Annotated in this window: 17 protein-coding genes; 12 read left to right on the plus strand and 5 right to left on the minus strand. The window is 63.6% G+C overall.

Annotated features, from left to right (window positions below; all coding sequences use genetic code 11):
- Positions 1 to 143: 143 nt before the first annotated feature.
- The 4 genes from ACN0X6_RS03615 to ACN0X6_RS03630 all read left to right on the plus strand — a co-directional run bounded on the left by ACN0X6_RS03615 (position 144) and on the right by ACN0X6_RS03630 (position 4,599).
- Positions 144 to 497, plus strand: a complete 354-nt coding sequence (locus tag ACN0X6_RS03615; protein WP_417702179.1) for a YkgJ family cysteine cluster protein — start codon at positions 144 to 146, stop codon at positions 495 to 497.
- 60 nt (positions 498 to 557) lie between these two features.
- A complete protein-coding gene (locus tag ACN0X6_RS03620) occupies positions 558 to 1,094 on the plus strand; it encodes an RNA polymerase sigma factor (protein WP_417702180.1) in 537 nt (178 codons plus the stop codon).
- Position 1,095: 1 nt separating this feature from the next.
- Complete coding sequence (locus ACN0X6_RS03625) at positions 1,096 to 1,941, plus strand: FecR family protein (RefSeq protein WP_417702182.1); 846 nt, start codon at positions 1,096 to 1,098, stop codon at positions 1,939 to 1,941.
- Between the two features lie 144 nt (positions 1,942 to 2,085).
- The gene (locus ACN0X6_RS03630; protein WP_417702183.1) at positions 2,086 to 4,599 is read left to right on the plus strand and encodes a TonB-dependent siderophore receptor; all 2,514 of its coding nucleotides are present in this window, start codon (positions 2,086 to 2,088) and stop codon (positions 4,597 to 4,599) included.
- A 63-nt stretch (positions 4,600 to 4,662) separates the two neighbouring features.
- Here ACN0X6_RS03630 and dadR read toward each other — a convergent pair whose 3' ends face one another.
- A complete protein-coding gene (dadR, locus tag ACN0X6_RS03635) occupies positions 4,663 to 5,151 on the minus strand; it encodes a transcriptional regulator DadR (protein ID WP_013713454.1) in 489 nt (162 codons plus the stop codon).
- A 156-nt stretch (positions 5,152 to 5,307) separates the two neighbouring features.
- Here dadR and dadA point away from each other — a divergent pair, with 156 nt between their 5' ends.
- The 6 genes from dadA (at position 5,308) to ACN0X6_RS03665 (ending at position 11,755) form a co-directional block, all read left to right on the plus strand.
- A complete protein-coding gene (gene dadA / locus ACN0X6_RS03640; RefSeq protein ID WP_417702185.1) occupies positions 5,308 to 6,606 on the plus strand; it encodes a D-amino acid dehydrogenase in 1,299 nt (432 codons plus the stop codon).
- 39 nt (positions 6,607 to 6,645) lie between these two features.
- The gene (locus tag ACN0X6_RS03645) at positions 6,646 to 6,993 is read left to right on the plus strand and encodes a RidA family protein (protein ID WP_417702187.1); all 348 of its coding nucleotides are present in this window, start codon (positions 6,646 to 6,648) and stop codon (positions 6,991 to 6,993) included.
- 254 nt (positions 6,994 to 7,247) lie between these two features.
- Positions 7,248 to 8,321 carry an alanine racemase gene (gene alr / locus ACN0X6_RS03650; protein ID WP_417702188.1) on the plus strand — a complete coding sequence of 358 codons (1,074 nt, stop codon included), beginning with the start codon at positions 7,248 to 7,250 and terminating at the stop codon, positions 8,319 to 8,321.
- 103 nt (positions 8,322 to 8,424) lie between these two features.
- Complete coding sequence (locus ACN0X6_RS03655) at positions 8,425 to 8,973, plus strand: cupin domain-containing protein (RefSeq protein ID WP_417702190.1); 549 nt, start codon at positions 8,425 to 8,427, stop codon at positions 8,971 to 8,973.
- A 113-nt stretch (positions 8,974 to 9,086) separates the two neighbouring features.
- Positions 9,087 to 9,509 carry a c-type cytochrome gene (locus ACN0X6_RS03660; RefSeq protein WP_074915285.1) on the plus strand — a complete coding sequence of 141 codons (423 nt, stop codon included), beginning with the start codon at positions 9,087 to 9,089 and terminating at the stop codon, positions 9,507 to 9,509.
- 113 nt (positions 9,510 to 9,622) lie between these two features.
- A complete protein-coding gene (locus ACN0X6_RS03665; RefSeq protein ID WP_417702192.1) occupies positions 9,623 to 11,755 on the plus strand; it encodes an acetyl-CoA hydrolase/transferase C-terminal domain-containing protein in 2,133 nt (710 codons plus the stop codon).
- On the opposite strand, the gene ACN0X6_RS03670 is transcribed toward ACN0X6_RS03665, so the two are convergent.
- From ACN0X6_RS03670 to rep, 3 genes are all read right to left on the minus strand, one after another.
- Positions 11,752 to 12,324, minus strand: a complete 573-nt coding sequence (locus tag ACN0X6_RS03670) for a xanthine phosphoribosyltransferase (protein ID WP_160016867.1) — start codon at positions 12,322 to 12,324, stop codon at positions 11,752 to 11,754. The genes ACN0X6_RS03665 and ACN0X6_RS03670 overlap by 4 nt on opposite strands.
- A gap of 165 nt (positions 12,325 to 12,489) precedes the next feature.
- Positions 12,490 to 12,972, minus strand: a complete 483-nt coding sequence (locus ACN0X6_RS03675) for a UPF0158 family protein (protein WP_417702194.1) — start codon at positions 12,970 to 12,972, stop codon at positions 12,490 to 12,492.
- A gap of 193 nt (positions 12,973 to 13,165) precedes the next feature.
- Entirely contained in the window at positions 13,166 to 15,175 is a 2,010-nt protein-coding gene (gene rep / locus ACN0X6_RS03680) for a DNA helicase Rep (protein WP_417702196.1), read from the minus strand.
- Between the two features lie 271 nt (positions 15,176 to 15,446).
- Between rep and ACN0X6_RS03685 the strand changes: the two genes are divergently transcribed.
- Positions 15,447 to 17,114 carry a putative bifunctional diguanylate cyclase/phosphodiesterase gene (locus ACN0X6_RS03685; protein WP_417702197.1) on the plus strand — a complete coding sequence of 556 codons (1,668 nt, stop codon included), beginning with the start codon at positions 15,447 to 15,449 and terminating at the stop codon, positions 17,112 to 17,114.
- 58 nt (positions 17,115 to 17,172) lie between these two features.
- Here ACN0X6_RS03685 and ACN0X6_RS03690 read toward each other — a convergent pair whose 3' ends face one another.
- Complete coding sequence (locus ACN0X6_RS03690) at positions 17,173 to 18,558, minus strand: NorM family multidrug efflux MATE transporter (protein ID WP_417702199.1); 1,386 nt, start codon at positions 18,556 to 18,558, stop codon at positions 17,173 to 17,175.
- 140 nt (positions 18,559 to 18,698) lie between these two features.
- On the opposite strand from ACN0X6_RS03690, the gene ACN0X6_RS03695 reads away from it, so the two are divergent.
- Entirely contained in the window at positions 18,699 to 19,619 is a 921-nt protein-coding gene (locus ACN0X6_RS03695; RefSeq protein WP_417702201.1) for a LysR substrate-binding domain-containing protein, read from the plus strand.
- Positions 19,620 to 19,656 lie beyond the last annotated feature (37 nt).

The following is a 19,656-nucleotide window of genomic DNA, read 5'->3' on the forward strand; positions in this document are numbered from 1 at the left end:
AGAGGTCAGCGGAAAAAAGCGCGATTCTCCGCTGGGTATCCCGGGCCTGCCCAGGTTGAGCGCAGCGGTTGCCGGATTGCATCCGGGCTACGCTCGGCCTACGGGCGCTGTAAACTGCTCCCTTCATTTCAAGGCGCCCGAGCATGAGCTGCACCGACCGCAAGATCGCCCACCTGCGCCGCCAGATCCCGCGCTTCGACTGCGTGCCCGGTTGCCACGACTGCTGCGGGCCGGTCACGGCGTCGTCCGAGGAGCTGGCGCGCCTGCCGGTCAAGAGCGACGCCGAACATGACGCGGCGCTGGCCGAATACAACTGCGTGCACCTGGGGCCGAACGGCTGCGAGGTGTATGACCAGCGCCCGCTGATCTGCCGCCTGTTCGGTACCACGCCGAACCTGCCTTGCCCGCATGGGCGTGGCCCGGAGCAGCCCATCGAGCCGGCAGTCGAGCGTCAGGTGCATCGCCTGATCGCCACGACGCGGCAGAGGCTGGTGTAGTGGATTTATCGAAGCGTCTGTATAATGCGACTCACTATCAGTTAGCCGCCTTCCCCCGCCATGACCAAGACCTCCCCCGGCGTCGAGCTGATCGGCGCGCTCGCGCTGCATTACGACGATCTGGTGGAGTACCTCCGGCGACGTTTCCAGGGCTCTCAGTTTGCCCGTGAAGTGGTACACGACGTCTGCGTGCAATTGCTGGAAAAACCCCCTCAGCAGCCGGTCAGCCTGCCTTTTGCTTTTCTGCGTCGCGCCTCGTTCAATCGCGCCATCGACCGCCGTCGTGCTGATAACACCCGCAACGCCTACTTCGAAGTGACTGCCGAGGTGCCGGACTGGCACATACACGAACTCGATGGCGCCGTCGCGTTGGACTTTGAACAACAGCTCGAAGCCCTGCTGGCAATCATCGATGCTTTGCCGGCACGCGCCCGCCAGGTATTCCTGTTGCATCGCATCCATGGCATGCAGCAGCGTGAGATCGCCGACGAGCTGGGCATTTCCACCAACATGGTGACCCAGCATTTCTCCCGTGCCATGCGCAGCATCGCCAGCGACTGGGAGCCGGCGCGGCGAGCGCTGGCGGGACGCTACTGAAATGCTGGAGCGCCCCGATGATCCTCGACGCGGCACCGGTGCCGACCCGCTGTCGACGTTCGAGCACGCCCTGCGTGATCGGGTGCCGTCCCGCGAGGCGCTGCTGGCAGAGGGCAAGGCACAGACGGCGCGGCAGCGGCGGCGCAAGCAGGTGCTCGGTGGCGGGCTGTCGGTACTGCTGATGGCTGTTGCCCTGTGGATGGCCGATCCGGCCTGGCACAGCGAGGAAGTGCGTACCGCGGTTGGCCAGCGTGACAGCCTGACGCTGGCCGATGGCAGCCAGGTACTGCTCAACAGTGCCACTCACTTGCGCGTCGAGCGGCGCCTGCGCAGCCGGCAGATCGAACTGCTGGCCGGCGAGGCCACCTTCACTGTCGAACATGCCGACAGCCCTTTCATCGTACGCAGCCAGGGTGTGGCCGTGCTCGACATCGGTACGGTGTTCAATGTACGCAGTGACGCACGCGGTGTGGCGGTTGCGGTGCTCGAAGGCGAGGTCGAGGTGTCCAGCACGCAGTCGCCGCCGCAGCGTCTGTACAACGGGCAGCAGGTGCTGGCCACAGATGGGCGGATCGGTGCCGGTGGTGTGGTCGACAGGGTGCGCGTCACCGCCTGGCAGCAGGGCAAGCTGCGTTTCGACGGCACGCCGCTGCGTGAGGTGATCGTCGACATCCAGCGCTACCGTCAGGCACCGGTGCGCCTGGCCGATCCGCGCCTCGGCGAATTGCGCGTATCCGGCGAGTTCGACAGCGCCGCCATCGAAGAACTGATTGACCTGCTGCCGGCCATCCTGCCGGTACTCATGGTTCGCGGCGGGGATGGCAGCGTGGTGATCAGCGGACGCTGAGCGTGAGTCACGGGTGCTCGCCGGAGGCGGTCGAGCGAGCGCCGAAAAATAAACGAGAATTTTTTGCATTCGCCCTCAACATCCATGACCTCTCATCCGCCACTCCCTGTGAACGCCATTTCTGATCGTGTCACGGGGAGCTTCATGGACACTAGAACACCATCGCGCCGCTCGCGGCTGAGCCGTCTTTCACTGTTGGCCGCCGGCATCATGCTGGCCACGACGCTGCACGCGCAGGACACCACGCATGCGCTAAACCTGCCGGCGCAGCCGCTGGATCAGGCCCTCAATGCGCTGGCCGGGCAGACGGATAGCCGCATCCTGTTCGCCACCGATATCGCCGAGGGCCTGAGTGCTCCGGCGGTGACGGGCGAGATGACTGTGCAGCAGGCGCTTGAGCACCTGCTGCAGGGCTCTGATCTGACGGTGCAGCAAACCAGTGACGGCAGCTTCGTGATTGCTGCCCCGGTAGCGAGCGGCGCCGTGCTTAATCTGGGGGTGATCACCATCCAGGGACAAGGCATGGGCGAAACCACCGAAAACACGGGTTCCTACACGCCCGGCCTTATCAGCGTTGGCTCGAAGAGTCCCACGTCGCTGAAGGAGACCCCGCAATCGGTATCGGTGATCACTCGCCAGGTCATCGAGGATCGCCAGATCACCGACATCAACGAGGCCATGAAGGCGGTGCCGGGCATTACGGTGCAGAGCAACACCTTCCGTATCCAGGATTTCTACTCGCGCGGCTTTCCCATCCAGAACATCCAGCTCGACGGTGCCGCGCCAATGGCCCTTGGAACCACTGCCGGTAGTTTCTACTCGTCGAATATCTACGACCTGGCCGAGTTCGACCATGTGGAGGTGCTGCGCGGCAGCAGCGCGCTATTCGGTGGCACCGGCGACCCCGGCGGCATCATCAATCTGGTACGCAAGCGCCCGCTGGATACCTACCAGCTCAAGTTCAGCGCCTCGGCCGGCAGCTGGGACAACTACCGCAGCGAGCTGGATGTGACCGGCCCGCTAGGGTTCGACGGTAGGCTGCGTGGGCGCATGGTGATGGCTTATCAGGACCGTCAGTACTTCGTCGACAACCGTGCGACTGACAAGCCGCTGGTTTATGGGGTGCTGGAGGCGGATGTCAGCGACGACACCCTGCTCACCGCCGGTCTGCGCTTCAACGAGGTGCACGAGACCGGCACCGCTTCGCAACTGCCGCGTTACAGCAATGGTGCCGACCTGGGCCTGCCGCGTCACACCGGCCTGTCCACCACCTGGGCCTATGCCGACGGCTTTTCCCGCGAGTACTTCGCCAAGCTCGACCATCGCCTGAACGACGACTGGAAGCTCAATCTCAGCTACACCAACATCTACGACACCATCGACACCCAGAACGCCACCACCCTGGGTTCGGTCAACCCAGTCACTGGCGTCGGCGTGACTCGCTATGGCACCTATATTACCCAGTGGAGCGAGCAGAACCTCTGGGATGCCAATCTCTCCGGCAACTTCAGCCTGTTCGGCCTCGACCATAAGCTGGTCGTCGGTGCGGACTATCAGGAGATCGACAGCCGCTGGTTGGGTACCGGCCGCTTCACCACCGCCGGTGGTGCGGTCAACGTGTTCGACCCGAACTCGACGCCCTGGGACGATCCAGGTGCTCGGCCGGTATTCAGCCGTAACTACAGCCCCAACAGCCAGGAGCAATACGGCCTGTATTCGAACCTGCGCCTGCAGTTGGCCGAGCCGCTGCACCTGATCCTTGGGGCGCGCGTGCAGCGCTACAAGTTCGACCAGACCTATCAGGTCGCCGACGCCACCGGGACGGTCTGGGCCCAGCAATCGCGCGTGGACATGCATGAGCCGACCAAGGTCACGCCCTTCGGCGGTATCGTCTACGACCTGACCGACGAGTGGGCCGCGTACGCCAGCTACGCCGAGATCTTCAAGCCGCAACAGAACCTGCTCAGCGGCCCGGCCAGCGCCGGTTCTCCGCTCGATCCGATGACCGGCAAGACCTACGAGACGGGGATCAAGGGTGAACTCTTCGGCGGCGCGGTCAACACCAGCATCGCGCTGTACTACACCAAGCGCGAAAACCAGTCCGTGCAGGATGCGAACTACCCGGCTACCCAGGTGCTCTTCGGTGGCAACTGCTGCTACCTGAATGGTGGTGAAACCATCAGCAAGGGCATCGACATGGAGATTTCCGGCGAGCTGCTGCGCGATTGGATGCTGATGGCCAGCTACACCCTCAACCTCAACAAGAACCGCGACACGGGCTCGGCGCTGAGCACCGTCACGCCCAAGCATGTGGCCAAGCTGTTCACCACCTACCGCCTGCCGGGTGGGTGGGAGGACTTGCGCGTTGGTGGCGGTGTGGACATCCAGAGCGCCACCTACGTCAGTGGTAGCGCGTCGACCCATGACGGCCTGGGCGCTGTAGTGCAGGCCAATGTCCCGTTCGAATACAGGCAGGGTGGCTATGCGATCTGGAACGCGATGGTCGACTACCGCATCGACGAGCACTGGAACCTGACCCTCAACGGCAACAACCTACTCGACAAGAAGTACTACCAGACGGTTGGCGGCGCGACCTACGGCAACTACTACGGCGACCCACGCAACTACATGCTGACCCTGCGCGGTACCTTCTGGTAAGCCTGTCCCCAGCCGAAAAACAAACGCCCGCTGTGCAGCGGGCGTTTTCCATTGCGTGGGAGGTTATTCAGGCACCGGCAGCGCCAGGCTCTCCTTCACCTCTTCCATGACGATATAGCTCTTCGACTCACGCACGTGCGGCAGCTTGAGCAGGATGTCGCCGAGCAGCTTGCGGTAGCTGGCCATCTCGTTGATACGCGCCTTCACCAGGTAGTCGAAGTCGCCGGAGACCAGGTGGCACTCCAGCACGTGCGGCAGCTTGAGCACCGCACGGCGGAATTCCTCGAAGGTGTCGCCGGACTTGTAATCCAGGCTGATCTCGACGAATACCAGCAGGTTGGCCTTGAGGTGCTGCGGATTGAGGCGGGCGTGGTAGCCCATGATGATGCCTTCGCGCTCCAGGCGGCGTACGCGCTCGGTGCAGGGCGTGGTCGACAGCCCCACGCGCTCGCCCAGTTCGGTGAAGCTGATGCGCCCGTCCTCCTGCAGGATGCGCAGGATGTTGCGGTCAATCTTGTCCAGTTCACGACGGCTTTGATGCTGGGTTCTCATGGGGAATCCGCCTCTGTAAAACGGCTTTTTGCCAAGAATTCTCGCCAAATATAGCTATGTATATGGTGAAAAGCACTGCACGGCTCTTCCTATACTGCGCCCATCTACAACAATGGCCTGTAACGCACGCGCTCTGGGCGCGGCGGGGAGAAAAACATGCGTGTTCTGGTTCTCGGCAGCGGTGTGATTGGTACCGCCAGTGCTTACTACCTCGCCCGTCAGGGCTTCGAGGTGGTGGTGGTCGACCGTCAGAATGGCCCGGCGCTGGAAACCAGCTTCGCCAACGCTGGCCAGGTCTCTCCGGGCTACGCTTCGCCCTGGGCCGCTCCGGGCGTGCCGCTGAAGGCCATCAAGTGGCTGCTGCAGAAACACGCTCCGCTGGCGATCAAGGCCACCGGTGACGTCGACCAATACCTGTGGATGGCGCAGATGCTGCGCAACTGCACCGCCAGCCGCTATGCGATCAACAAGGAGCGCATGGTGCGCCTGTCCGAGTACAGCCGCGATTGCCTCGATGAGCTGCGTGCCGAAACCGGCATCGCCTATGAAGGCCGCCAGCTCGGCACCACTCAGCTGTTCCGTACCCAGGCCCAGGTCGATGCTGCCGCCAAGGACATCGCTGTACTGGAAGCTTCCGGTGTACCGTTCGAACTGCTCGACCGCGACGGCATCGCCCGCGTCGAACCGGCCCTGGCTGGCGTCAAGCATAAGCTGGCTGGCGCCCTGCGCCTGCCCAACGATCAGACCGGCGACTGCCAGATGTTCACCACCAGGCTGGCGGACATGGCCAAGGCGCTCGGCGTCGAGTTCCGTTTCGGCCAGAACATCCAGCGTCTGGACGCCGTGGGCGACCGCATCAATGGCGTGTGGATCGACGGCAAGCTGGAAACCGCCGACCGCTATGTGCTCGCCCTCGGCAGCTACAGCCCGCAACTGCTCAAGCCGCTGGGCGTGCGTGCGCCGGTGTATCCGCTCAAGGGTTATTCGCTGACCGTACCGATCACCAATGCGGACATGGCGCCGAACTCGACCATTCTCGATGAGACCTACAAGGTCGCCATCACCCGTTTCGATGGCCGCATCCGCGTCGGCGGCATGGCCGAGATCGCCGGTTTCGACCTGTCGCTCAACCCGCGTCGTCGTGAAACCCTGGAGATGATCACCTCCGACCTCTACCCGCAAGGCGGCGATCTGCAGCGCGCCGATTTCTGGACCGGTCTGCGTCCGGCCACGCCCGATGGCACGCCGATCGTGGGTGGTACCGCCTTGCGCAACCTGTTCCTCAACACCGGTCACGGCACCCTGGGCTGGACCATGGCCTGCGGCTCCGGTCGTCTGCTCGCTGACCTGATGGCCAACAAGCGTCCGCAGATCAGTGCCGATGGCCTGGATATCTCGCGTTACTCGCGCAAGGCGCGTGAAGTGCAGGGTGCACCGCAGCCGCTGCGCACCTGATAGCCTTCGCGCTTTCGCAACTCAAGGAGCTTTACCCTTATGTCGATTCAGCGCCTGCATGTGGCCAAACGCTACAGCGAAGTGGTGATCCACAACGGCACGATTTACCTCGCCGGCCAGTTGGCTGACGACTTCGCCGGTGATATCCGCGAGCAGACCCGCCAGACCCTGGCCAACATCGACAAGATGCTGGCCGAGGGTGGCAGCGACAAGAGCAAGATCCTCTCGCTGACCATCTTCCTCAAGGACATGGCCGACTACGACGGCCTCAACGCCGAGTACGACGCCTGGGTCGCCGACGGCAATGCGCCGGCCCGCGCCTGCGTCGAAGCGAAGATGTACAAGCCCGAAGTGCTGGTGGAAATCTGTGTGGTGGCTGCCGTCTGAGGCGGCCACAGCTTTTTGTTGCCTGCCATCCATGGCGGCAACCCTCCGGGCCGTCGCAAGCGACGTCAAAAAATTCTCCCGGAATTTTTTTGTGTTGGCTTTTCACCCGGCTCCCCCGCCGGGTTTTTTTTGAATGACGATTGGCCTGCGTATAGCCCGGACGCACTCCGGGAACCTGCGCCGGCATGGCCCCGGATTTCATCCGGGCTACGAAACAACCGTCGCCTCAGCGAATGATTGAGAGATAAACGACCATGCGTCCTGCCCGTGCCCTGATCGACCTCGATGCCCTGCGTCATAACTACCGCCTGGCCCGTGAACTGAGCGGTGCCCGTGCCCTCGCCGTGGTCAAGGCCGATGCTTACGGGCATGGCTCGGTGCGCTGTGCGCAGGCACTCGAAGCCGAGGCCGACGGCTTTGCCGTGGCCTGCATCGAAGAGGCGCTGGTACTGCGCGAGGCGGGGATTGCTGCGCCGATCCTGTTGCTCGAAGGCTTCTTCGAGGCTGACGAGCTGGCGCTGATCGAGCAGCATGACCTGTGGTGCGTGATTCATGCGCAGTGGCAGATCGAGGCCATCGAGCAGGCCCAACTGAGCAAGCCGCTGACCGTTTGGCTCAAACTCGACAGCGGCATGCACCGCGTTGGTCTGCATCCGGCCGATTACCAGGCCGCCTATCGTCGCCTGCTGGCCAGCGGCAAGGTCAGCAAGATCGTGCTGATGAGCCACTTCGCCCGTGCCGACGAGCCCGAGTGCGAGCGCACGTCCGAGCAACTGGCGGTGTTCCAGCAGGCTCGCGACGGTCTCAGCTCCGAGGTCAGCCTGCGCAATTCGCCGGCCGTGCTCGGCTGGCCAGAGGTGCCCAGTGACTGGGTGCGCCCCGGCATCATGCTGTACGGCGCCACGCCGTTCGAGCAGGCTCAGCAGCACGCTGCGCGCCTGCAGCCGGTGATGACGCTGGAGTCGAAGGTCATCAGCGTGCGTGAGCTGCCGGCCGGTGAGCCGGTGGGCTATGGCGCGCGCTTCGTGGCCGAAAGACCGACTCGCGTTGGCGTGGTCGCCATGGGCTATGCCGATGGTTATCCGCGTCACGCACCGACCGGCACGCCGGTGCTGGTCGACGGCCAACTGACCCGGCTGATCGGCCGCGTGTCGATGGACATGCTCACCGTGGACCTGACCGATCTGCCGCAGGCCGGCCTCGGCAGCCGTGTCGAGCTATGGGGCAAGCAGGTGCTGGCCAGCGACGTGGCCATGGCGGCTGGCAGCATTCCCTATCAGATTTTTTGCAACCTGCGGCGGGTACCGCTGCTCTATCTCGGGGGCTGAGTTCGCCGTGTAGGCGAAGGGTGAACGCAAGTGTTGTAAATTCCGAACGCTATGCCATGATACGGACACTTTTCCGTCTCTTATCCCAAGGGGGATTCCAGCATTGGACGTCGGCGTTCGACTGCAATCGATTCGTAAGCTCAAAGGCCTCTCCCAGCGTGAACTCGCCAAGCGGGCGGGCGTCACCAACAGCACCATTTCCATGATCGAGAAGAACAGCGTCAGCCCCTCGATCAGTTCGCTGAAAAAGGTGCTCGGCGGCATTCCCATGTCGCTGGTGGAATTCTTCTCGCTCGACATGGAGCAGGAAAACCAGACCCAGGTGGTCTATCGTGCCGCCGAGCTGACCGATATCTGCAGTGGCGCCATCACCATGAAGCTGATTGGCAAGGCCCATCCGAGTCGCGCCATTTCCTTTCTCGACGAAACCTACCCGGCCGGCACCGATACCGGTGACGAAATGTACGCCCACGAAGGCGAAGAGGCTGGCATGCTGGTCGAGGGCAAGCTGGAACTGACCGTTGGCAGCGAGGTATTCATCCTCGAGCCGGGCGACAGCTATTACTTCGAAAGCAGCAAGCCGCATCGCTTCCGCAATCCGTTCGATGTGCCGGCGCGTTTGATCAGTGCCACCACGCCAGCGAACTTCTGATCAATAACCCTGCGACAATCTGGGTTGTTTCGGCCAGGCCCGCTTGCCGTTATACTGTCGCCCGCTCGCGAAACCGTGGCCGCGGGCGTGACTAGCCACGAAGAGGGTGTACCGTGAATCTGATGAAGAAAATGCTGGCAGTACCGGCTGCCGTATTGGCCCTGTGGGCAGTGACTGCTCAGGCCACGACCGATGAAGCCATTGCCGAGCGCCTCAAGCCTGTAGGCGACGTGTGCATCATGGGCGAAGAGTGCAAGGGCGTTGAAACCGTCGCCGCATCCGCCGGTGGTGGTGCACGTACCGCTGACGACATCATCGCCAAGCATTGCAATGCCTGCCACGCCACCGGCGTGCTGGATGCACCGAAGATCGGCGACACCGCTGCCTGGAAAGAGCGTGCCGACCACCAGGGCGGTCTCGACGGCATCCTGGCCAAGGCCATCTCCGGCATTAACGCCATGCCACCGAAAGGCACCTGCGCGGATTGCTCGGACGACGAACTGCGCGAAGCGATCAAGAAGATGTCCGGTCTGTAAGACCCGTCTCTTGCCTGAAAAACCGCCCTCCGGGCGGTTTTTTCGTTTATGGCAGCGGCACGCGGCTATACAGTCCAAACTCCATTCGTCATGGATGCCCCGAGGAGCGTCAGATGCCGCATACCTGTACCCTCGAACAAGCCGTCGATCGCGTACTGAGCGAGATCGCCGGGCCGATTCATCTGGGTTTACCGCTCGGTCTGGGCAAGCCCAATCGCTGGGTCAACGCGCTGTATGCACGGGTGCGGGAGATGCCCGAGCGGCAACTGACCATCTACACCGCGCTGTGCCTGGCGCGTCCGCGCGCCGCCCAGGACTTGCAGCGACGCTTTCTCGAGCCTTTCGTCGATCGGGTCTACGGCGATTATCCCGAGCTGGATTTTCTCGCCGACCTGCACGGTGGCAAGCTGCCGGCCAACGTGCGCGTCGAGCAGTTCTTCTTCCAGCCGGGCAGCCTGCTCCAATGCGAGCCGGCGCAGCAGGACTACATCAGCAGCAACTACAGCCATGTCGCCCGTGACCTCAATGCCAAGGGCCTGAATCTGGTCGCCCAACTGGTCGCCGTCGACGCCGCGCAGCCCGAGCACTTCAGCCTGAGCTGCAACCCGGACGTCACCCTCGATCTGCTGCCACTGCTGGACACGCGCCGCGAGGCTGGCGAGACCGTGCTCAGCGTCGCTCAGATCCACAGCGACCTGCCCTACATGGCTGGCGATGCCCAGGTGCCGCGCGATACCTTCGATATCCATATCGACGAGGACGAGCGCAGCACGCTGTTCTCCACACCGAACATGCCGGTGACCCTGCAGGATCATTGCATCGGCCTGTTCGCCAGCACCCTGGTGCGCGACGGCGGCACCCTGCAGATCGGCATCGGTGCGATGGGTGATGCCCTGACGGCAGCCATGATCGCCAGGCAGGACGACAATGCCCGTTACCGCGCACTGTTGCAGGCGCTGGGTGCTGATGAGTGGGCGGGTGAAATCGCCGCCAACGGCGGTGTCGAGCCGCTCGATCATGGCCTCTATGGCTGCAGCGAAATGTTCGTCAACGGCTTGCTGGCACTGGCCGAGGCTGGCCTGCTGCGGCGTCGGGTCTACCCGGATCTGCGCCTGCAGCGTCTGGCGTATAGTGGTGCGCTGGATGAACACGGTCGTCCGCATAGCGTTCAGGCGCTGGTCGACGCGGGGCTGCCGACGCAGTTGCAGCCGAGCGATCTGGCCTGGCTGCGCGATAGCGGTCTGCTGCAAGGCGATATGCAGCTGGAGGCGGGCGAGTTGCGGTGGCTTGACGGTAGCCGCGTCGCAGCGGATCTCGGTGATCCCCAGACGCAGGCTCGCCTGCAATCCAGTCTCGGCAGCGCGCAGGGTGGCGTGGTGCTGCATGGTGGTTTCTTCCTTGGCCCGGAAAGCTTCTACCGGCGTCTGCGCGAGCTGGATGACGGCGAACGGCAGCGCTTTGCCATGACCGGCATCCGCTACATCAACGAGCTGTACGGCCAAGAGGAACTCAAGCGTCTGCAGCGCCGTGATGCACGCTTCATCAATACGGCTTTCACCATGACCCTGCTCGGTGCGGGCGTGGCCGATCAACTGGAGGACGGTCGGGTGCTTAGCGGCGTAGGCGGGCAATACAACTTCGTCGCCCAGGCCCATGCGCTGGAGGATGCGCGCTCGATCCTGCTGCTGCGCAGCTGGCGCGAGTCAGGCGGTGAGGTGAATTCGAACATTGTCTGGGAATATGGCCACGCCACCATCCCCCGGCACCTGCGCGATATCGTGGTGACCGAATACGGCATCGCCGATCTGCGCGGCAAGACCGACGCGCAGGTGATCGAGGCGCTGCTCAAGATCAGCGATTCACGCTTCCAGAACGGGCTGATCGAGCAGGCCCAGCAGGCCGGCAAGCTGCCGACGGACTTTCGCCTCGCTGAGCGCTTTTGCAACAACCTGCCCGAGCGTCTGCAGGCGCTGCATGCCGAAGATTCAGCATTGTTCGCCGAATACCCGCTGGGCAGCGACTTCAGCGAGGTGGAGCAGGATCTGCTGCGGGCGCTGAGCTGGCTCAAGAGCAAGCTGCGGCTGACCGAGGTGCTGGAGCTGGGCAAGGCCACGCTCGATGCGCCCGAGCCGGCCGCCTATGCCGAACATCTGCGGCGCATGAGCCTGGAGGCGCCTGACGGGATGCGTGAAGCCCTCTGCCAGCGCTTGTTGCTGGCGGGGCTGCAAGCCACTCGCGGGGCTTAGTCGAGGAAACGCACCTGGCCGTCTTCCAGCGCGGCAACACGGGCCAGCGACTCGACGCGGTAGCCTTCGCTCTCCAGCAGGTTGCGGCCGTCCTGGAAGGACTTCTCGATGACGATGCCGATACCGGCAATCTGAGCGCCGGCCTGCTGAATCAGGTCGATCAGCGCCTTGGCGGCGTGGCCGTTGGCGAGGAAGTCGTCGATCACCAGTACGCGATCCGCGGCGGTCAGGTGACGGGCGGAAATGGCGATGGTGCTCTCGGTCTGCTTGGTGAAGGAGAACACCTTGGAGATCAGCAGGTCGTCCTTGAGCGTCAGCGACTGGAACTTGCGCGCGAAAATCACCGGAATGCCCAGCTCCAGGCCTGCCATCACTGCCGGGGCGATGCCCGAGGCCTCGATGGTGACGATCTTGGTGATGCCCTGGCCGGCGAAACGCTGGGCGAACTCGTGGCCGATCTCCTGCATCAGGCGCGGATCGATCTGGTGGTTGAGAAAGGCGTCCACCTTGAGTACATGCTCGGACAGCACGATGCCTTCGCTGCGAATCTTCTGTTTCAACGACTCCACGGTCGATCCTCTGGTTGAGCAGAAAAGCTGCGGATTTTCGCTCAAAACACCCTGCATTGTGTAGTGAAACCGCAGCCTGCCCGACAGTCGTGGCCAATTGACCGGTTAGACAGGTTGTTGGTCGCGGCCAGCTGTAGCCCAGATGCAATCCGGGGCGTGCTCCGCTCAGGCGCTTTTGGTCAGGCGGCGCAGGATGTCCCTGGGGATTCCACGCGTATCCAGCGGCAGCTTGTCCGGTGCGGGCTCCAGGCCCAGCTCGTAAAGCCAGTTGAGCGTGTACTCGCGCAGTTGCTTGAGCTCGTAGGCCTGCCACTGCTGACGAATCACTGGAAAGGATTCGATCTCGTAGTCGAACGCGCGCAGCGGCCGGCGCCCGGTCAACGCGGCGCTCAGTAGTGGGTGGGCGTGCAGGTCGTCGAGGGTGAACAGGAAGGACTCACGCATGGCCACGCGCTGGGGGACGTCGAGGTTGGGTATCCGGGTGTAGCGATCCGGATTCAGTTCGACTTGCTGGCGCTCGTCGCTGTGGTGATCTTCCGGCGCCAGGGTCAGCACGCTACCGCTTTCCAGGTCCAGCCAGTTCTCCTGCTGTTCACGGCCATTGATCAACTGAGTCAGGGCATCGAGGTCGAGCGTGAATGTGCGCATGGTTGCTGCCCCTGTTTCTGAACGATGTCTTGTTCTGACTGGCAAATATGACGAGGGTGCCAGTGGCATTGGAAGGGGTGGGCTGAAGCGGATCGCCGCCCGGCCCACCCTACACCGCTGAAGAGGATCGCCAGTCTGTAGGGTGGGCTTCAGCCCACCGAAAAAACCGACCATACACCAGTCAGCCATGACCTCAGCGCTTGAGCATCGCCCGCATATTGGCCAGTGCATCGTTGCCGCGCGCCGCCTTGACCTCCACGGGCGCCTCTTCCAGGCCTTCCCATACCAGGTCTTCCGGCGGCAGCTCATCCAGGAAGCGGCTCGGCGAGCAGTCGATCACCTCGCCGTACTGCTTGCGCTTGGCGGCGAAGGTCAGCGCCAGGTTGCGCTTGGCGCGGGTGATGCCGACGTAGGCCAGGCGCCGCTCTTCCTCGATGGTGTCGGCCTCGATGCTGGAGCGGTGAGGGAGAATCTCCTCCTCGAAGCCAATGATGTACACCGACGGAAACTCCAGGCCCTTGGAGGCGTGCATGGTCATCATCTGCACGCCCTCGGCGCCTTCTTCCTCTTCCTGCTGGCGTTCGAGCATGTCGCGCAGCACCAGTTTGCCGATGGCGTCTTCGATGGTCATGTCGCCGTCTTCGTCGCGCTCCAGCGTGCTCTTCAGCGCATCGACGAGAAACCAGACGTTGCCCATGCGCGCGTCGGCCACCTTGTCGCTGGAGGCGTTCTGCCGCAGCCAGTTCTCGTAGTCGATGTCCATGACCATGCTGCGGATGGCGGCGATCGGATCGTTCTGCGCGCATTCCTGGCGTACACGATCCATCCAGCGGGTGAAGCGCTGCAGGCGCTCGGTGAAGCGTGCATCGAGATGCTCGCCGAGGCCGATCTCGCCGGCTGCGGCGTACATGCTGATCTTGCGCTCGTTGGCGTAGTTGCCGAGTTTCTCCAGGGTGGCGGAGCCGATCTCCCGGCGCGGCACGTTGATCACCCGCAGGAAGGCGTTGTCGTCTTCCGGGTTGACCAGCAGGCGGAAGTAACTCATCAGGTCCTTCACTTCCTGGCGGGCGAAGAAGCTGGTGCCGCCGGACAGGCGATAGGGAATCTGGTGGTGCTGCAGTTTCAGCTCCATCAGCTTGGCCTGGTAGTTGCCGCGATAGAGGATGGCGAAGTCGCTGTAGGGGCGCTGGGTGCGCAGGTGTTCGGTGAGGATTTCCAGCGCCACCCGTTCGCACTCGGCGTCTTCGTTGCGGGTGCGGATCACGCGAATCTCGTCGCCCATGCCCATCTCCGACCACAGCTGCTTCTCGAAGGCGTGGGGGTTGTTGGCGATGAGGGTGTTGGCGCACTTGAGAATGCGGCTGGTGGAGCGGTAGTTCTGCTCCAGCATCACTACCTTCAGCGAGGGATAATCCTCTTTGAGCAGCATCAGGTTTTCCGGCCGTGCGCCGCGCCAGGCGTAGATCGACTGGTCGTCGTCGCCGACCACGGTGATCTGGTTGCGCATGCCCACCAGCAGTTTCACCAGCAGGTACTGGCTGGAGTTGGTGTCCTGGTATTCGTCGACCAGCAGGTAGCGGATGCGGTTCTGCCACTTCTCCAGGATGTCGGCGTGCTCCTGAAAGAGCTTGACCGGCAGCAGGATCAGGTCGTTGAAGTCCACTGCGTTGTAGGCCTTGAGCGTGCGCTGGTAGTGCAGGTAGACGATGGCGGCAGTCTGCTCCTTGGGATTGCGCGCCTTGGCCAGGGCTTCGTCGGGCAGGATCAGGTCGTTCTTCCAGCTGTCGATGAGGTTCTTCACCTCGTCGGCACCGTCGTCGCCGGCATACTCCTTCTGCATGATGTCGCTGAGCAGCGCCTTGATGTCGCCGTCGTCGAAGATCGAGAAGCCGGGCTTGTAGCCCAGGCGCGCGTACTCCTTGCGGATGATGTTCATGCCCAGGTTGTGGAAGGTGGACACGGTCAGGCCGCGCGCCTCGCTGCCCTTGAGCAGGGTGCCGACGCGTTCCTTCATCTCGCGCGCGGCCTTGTTGGTGAAGGTCATGGCGACGATGTGCTGGGCGCGGATGCCGCAGTTCTGCACCAGGTGGGCGATCTTGCGCGTGATCACGCTGGTCTTGCCGGAACCGGCACCGGCGAGCACCAGAAGCGGGCCGCCGACGTAGTTCACGGCCTCTTGTTGCCGGGGGTTCAGTCGGGACATGGGATCGTTCGCAGAAAAAGGGCCGCGCATTTTAACAGGCCTGGCGACTTCTGCCGCGACCGTCCGGAACTGTGGCCTGGCGCACGAAATTGCATAGCCGTGCACTTGGTTAATCGCTTTATTCCAGTACTCTGGTTCCACTTGTCGGTTTGCTGGCTATACCTCAGGATGTGCACCACCTTTCGCACGGATGTGATTGATTAGACGCCGATTACGGCGCGTTCAGGCGACGCGATTCGCCATCATTCTTGCGGTCATTGGGGGAGGTTGCTTGTCCACGCTCGTCGAACCCTTGCGGTTGGTTCTGTTGGCTGAAACGTCGGACTGGGCCGAATTGTTGCGCGAGCAGTTGAGCGCCCTGGGCAGCCCATCCCCGCTGATTACCGCACCGTCCTGGGAAGCGGCCAGCAATCTGTTCGATGATCACGCCAGTGGCCTGCTGCTGAGTACCCCGGATCGCCTTCCCGAACCCCGTCAGTGCCCCTTGCCCATCGTCCTGCTGCTCGACGAGGAACCCGTCGAAGAGCCTGCCGGTGTCAGCGACTGGCTGGTGCGCGGCAGCCTCAACCTCGATGTGCTGCGGCGCTGCCTGCGCTACGTGCGCGAACAGGGCAATCTCAAGCACACCCTGCAGCGCCTGGCCGAACAGGACCCGTTGACCGGCATCGCCAATCGCCAGGGCTTCCAGACCCTGCTCGCCGCGCGCCTGGCCGAGTGTGGCGGTCGTGGCCTGGTGCTGGGTCATCTCGATCTGGACAACTTCCGTCATGCCAACGATGCCCTCGGCTACCAGGCCGGAGACCGCCTGATCCTCCAGGTGGTGGCGCGGCTCAAGGGGTTGTTGCAACCCTGCGATCAGATCGCGCGTCTGGGTAGCGACGAATTTGCCCTGTTGCTCGATGCTCGCCGCGATCCGCAGCGCGTGGAACGCCTCGCCGAGCGCGTCACCGAGGTATTGGGAGAGCCCTACTGGGTGGACGGCGAGAGTCTGCTGATCGGCTGCAGCCTTGGCCTGGCGCATGCCCGCGCGGGCGAGGGCGCCGATCCGCTGCTGTGGCACGCGCATATCGCCATGCAGCAGGCCAAGAGCCAGCAGGGGTGCGTGTTTCACGTCTACGACGAGCGCCTGAACCGCAGTGCACGCAGCCAGGCCGATCTGGAGGGCGAGCTGCGCCGTGCGCTACGCCGTGACGAACTGGAGCTGCATTACCAGCCCCGTCTGTGCCTGAAGAGCGGGCGCATCGTCGGCCTGGAGGCCCTGGTGCGCTGGCAGCACAGCGAGCGTGGACTGCTCTCGCCCAATGAATTCGTACCGCTGGCCGAAGAAACCGGGTTGATCGTACCGCTCGGTTACTGGGTCATCTCCCGTGCCCTGCGCGATATGCAGTGGCTGCGTGGGCGCGGCCTGCCGGCGCTGCACATGGCGATCAACCTGTCGTTTCGCCAGTTTCAGGACAGCCAGTTGCTGCCGACCCTCAGCCGTCTGATCGAAGAGCGTGGGGTCGATGCGCAGTGGCTGGAGTTCGAGTTGACCGAAACCGCAGTGATGCGCCGCAGCGATCAGGTGCAGCAGACCATGCTGGCGCTGGGGCGGCTCGGCGTGCGTTTCTCGCTGGACGACTTCGGCACCGGCTTCTCGTCTTTCGTTCATCTCAACAGCCTGCCAATCACTCTGCTGAAGATCGACAAGAGCTTTGTCGGCGGTATGGGCGAGCGTGCCGAGAACCGTCAACTGGTGCGGGCGATGATCAATCTGGCGCACAACCTCAATCTCGAGGTGGTGGCCGAAGGGGTGGAGAACATCGAGCAGCTCGACATGCTGCGCCAGTTTGGTTGCGATCAGGTGCAGGGTTACCTGATCAGCAAGGCCATACCCCTGGCGGAGCTGGCACGCTTTCTGGTGTTCGGCCTGCGCCAGCCGCTGCTCGGCGGCGGCTGATCCAGGCCCGGATGCAAGCCGGGGAATATGCGGTTCAGGATGCCGGCTTGCATCCGGGCTACGACAGACAGGTCTCGCCTTCCTCCGCAGGTAGCCGCTGCAGGCGCGCGGTCTTCCACTGGAAGCCCAGCACCAGGCCGCTCGCGGTGACTGCCAGGCCGGCAGCCAGGCCCCACCAGACGCCCTGTGCGCCCCAACCCAGGGCGAAGGCGAACAGCCAGACCAGCGGTGCGCCCACGCACCAGTAGCCGGTCAGACCGATCAGCAGGGTGGTGCGGCCGTCGTTCAGCCCGCGTATCGCGCCCATGGCGATGCTCTGCAAGCCATCGAACAGCTCGAACCAGGCAGCGATCGCCAGCAGGCTGACCGCGAGGGTGACGATATCGGCGAAGGCCGGATCGTGGCGGTCGAGGAACAGGCCGATGATCCACTCCGGCAGCAGCCAGAACAGCAGGGCGAACAGCAACATCAACGCCGCTCCCAGGAACATGCCCAGATGGCCGCTGAGGCGCGACAGGTGCAGATGCCCGGCGCCGTAATGCAGGCCGACGCGGAAGGTCACCGCATAGGACAGCCCTTGCGGCACGATGAACGCCAGCGCCACCGTCTGCATGGCGATCTGATGTGCCGCCAGTTGCACACTGCCCAGCGCGCCCATGCACAGGGTGGCAAAGGTGAACAGCCCCTGCTCGGCGGCGTAGGTACCGCCAATGGGCAGGCCCAGGCGCAGCAGGGCGCGTATTTCCGCCCGTTGTGGGCGACCCATTGCGGCCCGCAGTTTGTAGCGCTGATAGGTCGGCGAGAGCAGGATGTACAGCGCCAATGCCAGGGCCATGGCGCTGCTGACCAGTGCAGTGGTCATGCCGATGCCACTCAGGCCCAGGTTGGGCAGGCCGAACCAGCCCTTGATCAGCGCGTAGTTGATGACGAAATTGGCAGCGGTACCGGCGATGCTGATGGCCATCACCGGGCCGGGATGACCAATGGCACTGGTGAAGCCGCGCAGCGCCATGAAACACAGGTAGCCAGGCAGGGCCAGCGACAGCGGGCGCAGGAACTCCATGGCCTGGCTGGCCGCGCCCGGGTCCTGGCCCAGGTGCGGTAGCAGCGGGCCCAGGCCGTTGAGGCACAGCGCGCTGACGATACCCAACAGCAGGGCCAGCCACAGGCCGTTCCGGATCAGGCGCGTGATGCCCGGCGGATCGCTCGCACCATGGCGAATGGCGATCAGGCTGCCCACTGCGGCGATCACTCCGGTGCAGAAGATCGAGAAGATGAAATAGCAGGTGGCGCCCAGCGCACCGCCGGCCAACTGCTGCGGGCCGAGCATGGCCATCATCAGGGTGTCGGTGAAAATCATCAGCGCGTGGGCCAGTTGCGCGGAGATCAGCGGGCCGGCCAGACGCAGCAGCGCACCCAGCTCGTGGCCAAGGGAATTCTTCATGATGAGTAAAACTTCGGCAGGATAAGCACCCCCAAGGCTGTCGGGGGATGAGCAATGACCGCTATTCTGTGGTTCCTGTCGATTGCTCACAAAAGGAAAATAGCCATGCCAGGCATGATTAAAACTCATGGTTCGATGCAGTGACGCGTCGTCTTCCTCCGCTTTACGCCCTGCGCGCCTTCGAGGCCGCAGCCCGGCATGCCTCCTTTACCCGCGCCGGCGAAGAGCTGGCGATCACGCAGAGCGCGGTGAGCCGGCATATCCGCACACTCGAGAACTACTTCGCCTGCCGCCTGTTCGAGCGCCGTGGCCGCAGCCTGCACCTGACCGATCCGGCCCGTGCCCTGCTGCCGGGGCTGAGCGAGGGCTTCGATGCGCTGGAGCGCGCCAGCGCTGTCTTGCACGCCGACGACGAGGTGCTGCGCCTGAAGGCACCGTCGACCCTGACCATGCGCTGGCTGTTGGCGCGCCTGTCGCACTTTCGTCTGGCCAACCCGGACAGCGAAGTGCAGCTCACCAGCGCCTGGATGGATGTGGACAAGGTCGACTTCCGCCATGAGCCCTTCGACTGCGCCGTGCTGCTGTCCGATGGCCAGTTTCCAGATGAGTGGGAGAGCGTGCTGCTGTTCGAGGAGTGGCTGATTCCGGTATGCGCTGCCGGCGACTCGCAGGCCGGTCCCTGGTCGCTGGCGCGGCTGCGTGCGGCTGAGCAACTGCACCCGACGCCGGATCGTCGCGACTGGCGGCGCTGGTTGCAGGCTACAGGCCTGGGTGAGCAGGTGCCGCTGAAGACCGGGCAGCTGTTCGACATGCTCGAACTGGGCATCGTTGCGGCGGCACGCGGCTATGGCGTGTCCATTGGGGACCTGCTGATGGTGGCCGAGGACGTGAACGCCGGTCGGCTCGGTGTGCCCTGGCCGACGGCGGTATTCAGTGGTGAAAGCTACTATCTGGTGTGGCCGCGTGGGCATCGTGCGCAGACACGTCTGCGGCGTTTGCGTGACTACTTGCTGGCGGAGGTCGCCGCGCTGGCATTGCCCGAGGTTGAACGTTTGCGCTGAACGATCATGGCCAGCGCTCAGGGCTCTGACTGTCATT

This window comes from Pseudomonas sp., from assembly GCF_048269965.1.
Taxonomy (GTDB): domain Bacteria; phylum Pseudomonadota; class Gammaproteobacteria; order Pseudomonadales; family Pseudomonadaceae; genus Aquipseudomonas.

What these genes read in the sequence shown, in the direction of transcription:
- ACN0X6_RS03615 (WP_417702179.1), top strand. Translation starts at nt 144, where the DNA reads ATGAGCTGCACCGACCGCAAGATCGCCCACCTGCGCCGCCAGATCCCG.
- ACN0X6_RS03620 (WP_417702180.1), top strand. Translation starts at nt 558, where the DNA reads ATGACCAAGACCTCCCCCGGCGTCGAGCTGATCGGCGCGCTCGCGCTG.
- ACN0X6_RS03625 (WP_417702182.1), top strand. Translation starts at nt 1,096, where the DNA reads ATGCTGGAGCGCCCCGATGATCCTCGACGCGGCACCGGTGCCGACCCG.
- ACN0X6_RS03630 (WP_417702183.1), top strand. Translation starts at nt 2,086, where the DNA reads ATGGACACTAGAACACCATCGCGCCGCTCGCGGCTGAGCCGTCTTTCA.
- dadR (WP_013713454.1), bottom strand. Translation starts at nt 5,151, where the DNA reads ATGAGAACCCAGCATCAAAGCCGTCGTGAACTGGACAAGATTGACCGC.
- dadA (WP_417702185.1), top strand. Translation starts at nt 5,308, where the DNA reads ATGCGTGTTCTGGTTCTCGGCAGCGGTGTGATTGGTACCGCCAGTGCT.
- ACN0X6_RS03645 (WP_417702187.1), top strand. Translation starts at nt 6,646, where the DNA reads ATGTCGATTCAGCGCCTGCATGTGGCCAAACGCTACAGCGAAGTGGTG.
- alr (WP_417702188.1), top strand. Translation starts at nt 7,248, where the DNA reads ATGCGTCCTGCCCGTGCCCTGATCGACCTCGATGCCCTGCGTCATAAC.
- ACN0X6_RS03665 (WP_417702192.1), top strand. Translation starts at nt 9,623, where the DNA reads ATGCCGCATACCTGTACCCTCGAACAAGCCGTCGATCGCGTACTGAGC.
- ACN0X6_RS03675 (WP_417702194.1), bottom strand. Translation starts at nt 12,972, where the DNA reads ATGCGCACATTCACGCTCGACCTCGATGCCCTGACTCAGTTGATCAAT.
- rep (WP_417702196.1), bottom strand. Translation starts at nt 15,175, where the DNA reads ATGTCCCGACTGAACCCCCGGCAACAAGAGGCCGTGAACTACGTCGGC.
- ACN0X6_RS03690 (WP_417702199.1), bottom strand. Translation starts at nt 18,558, where the DNA reads ATGAAGAATTCCCTTGGCCACGAGCTGGGTGCGCTGCTGCGTCTGGCC.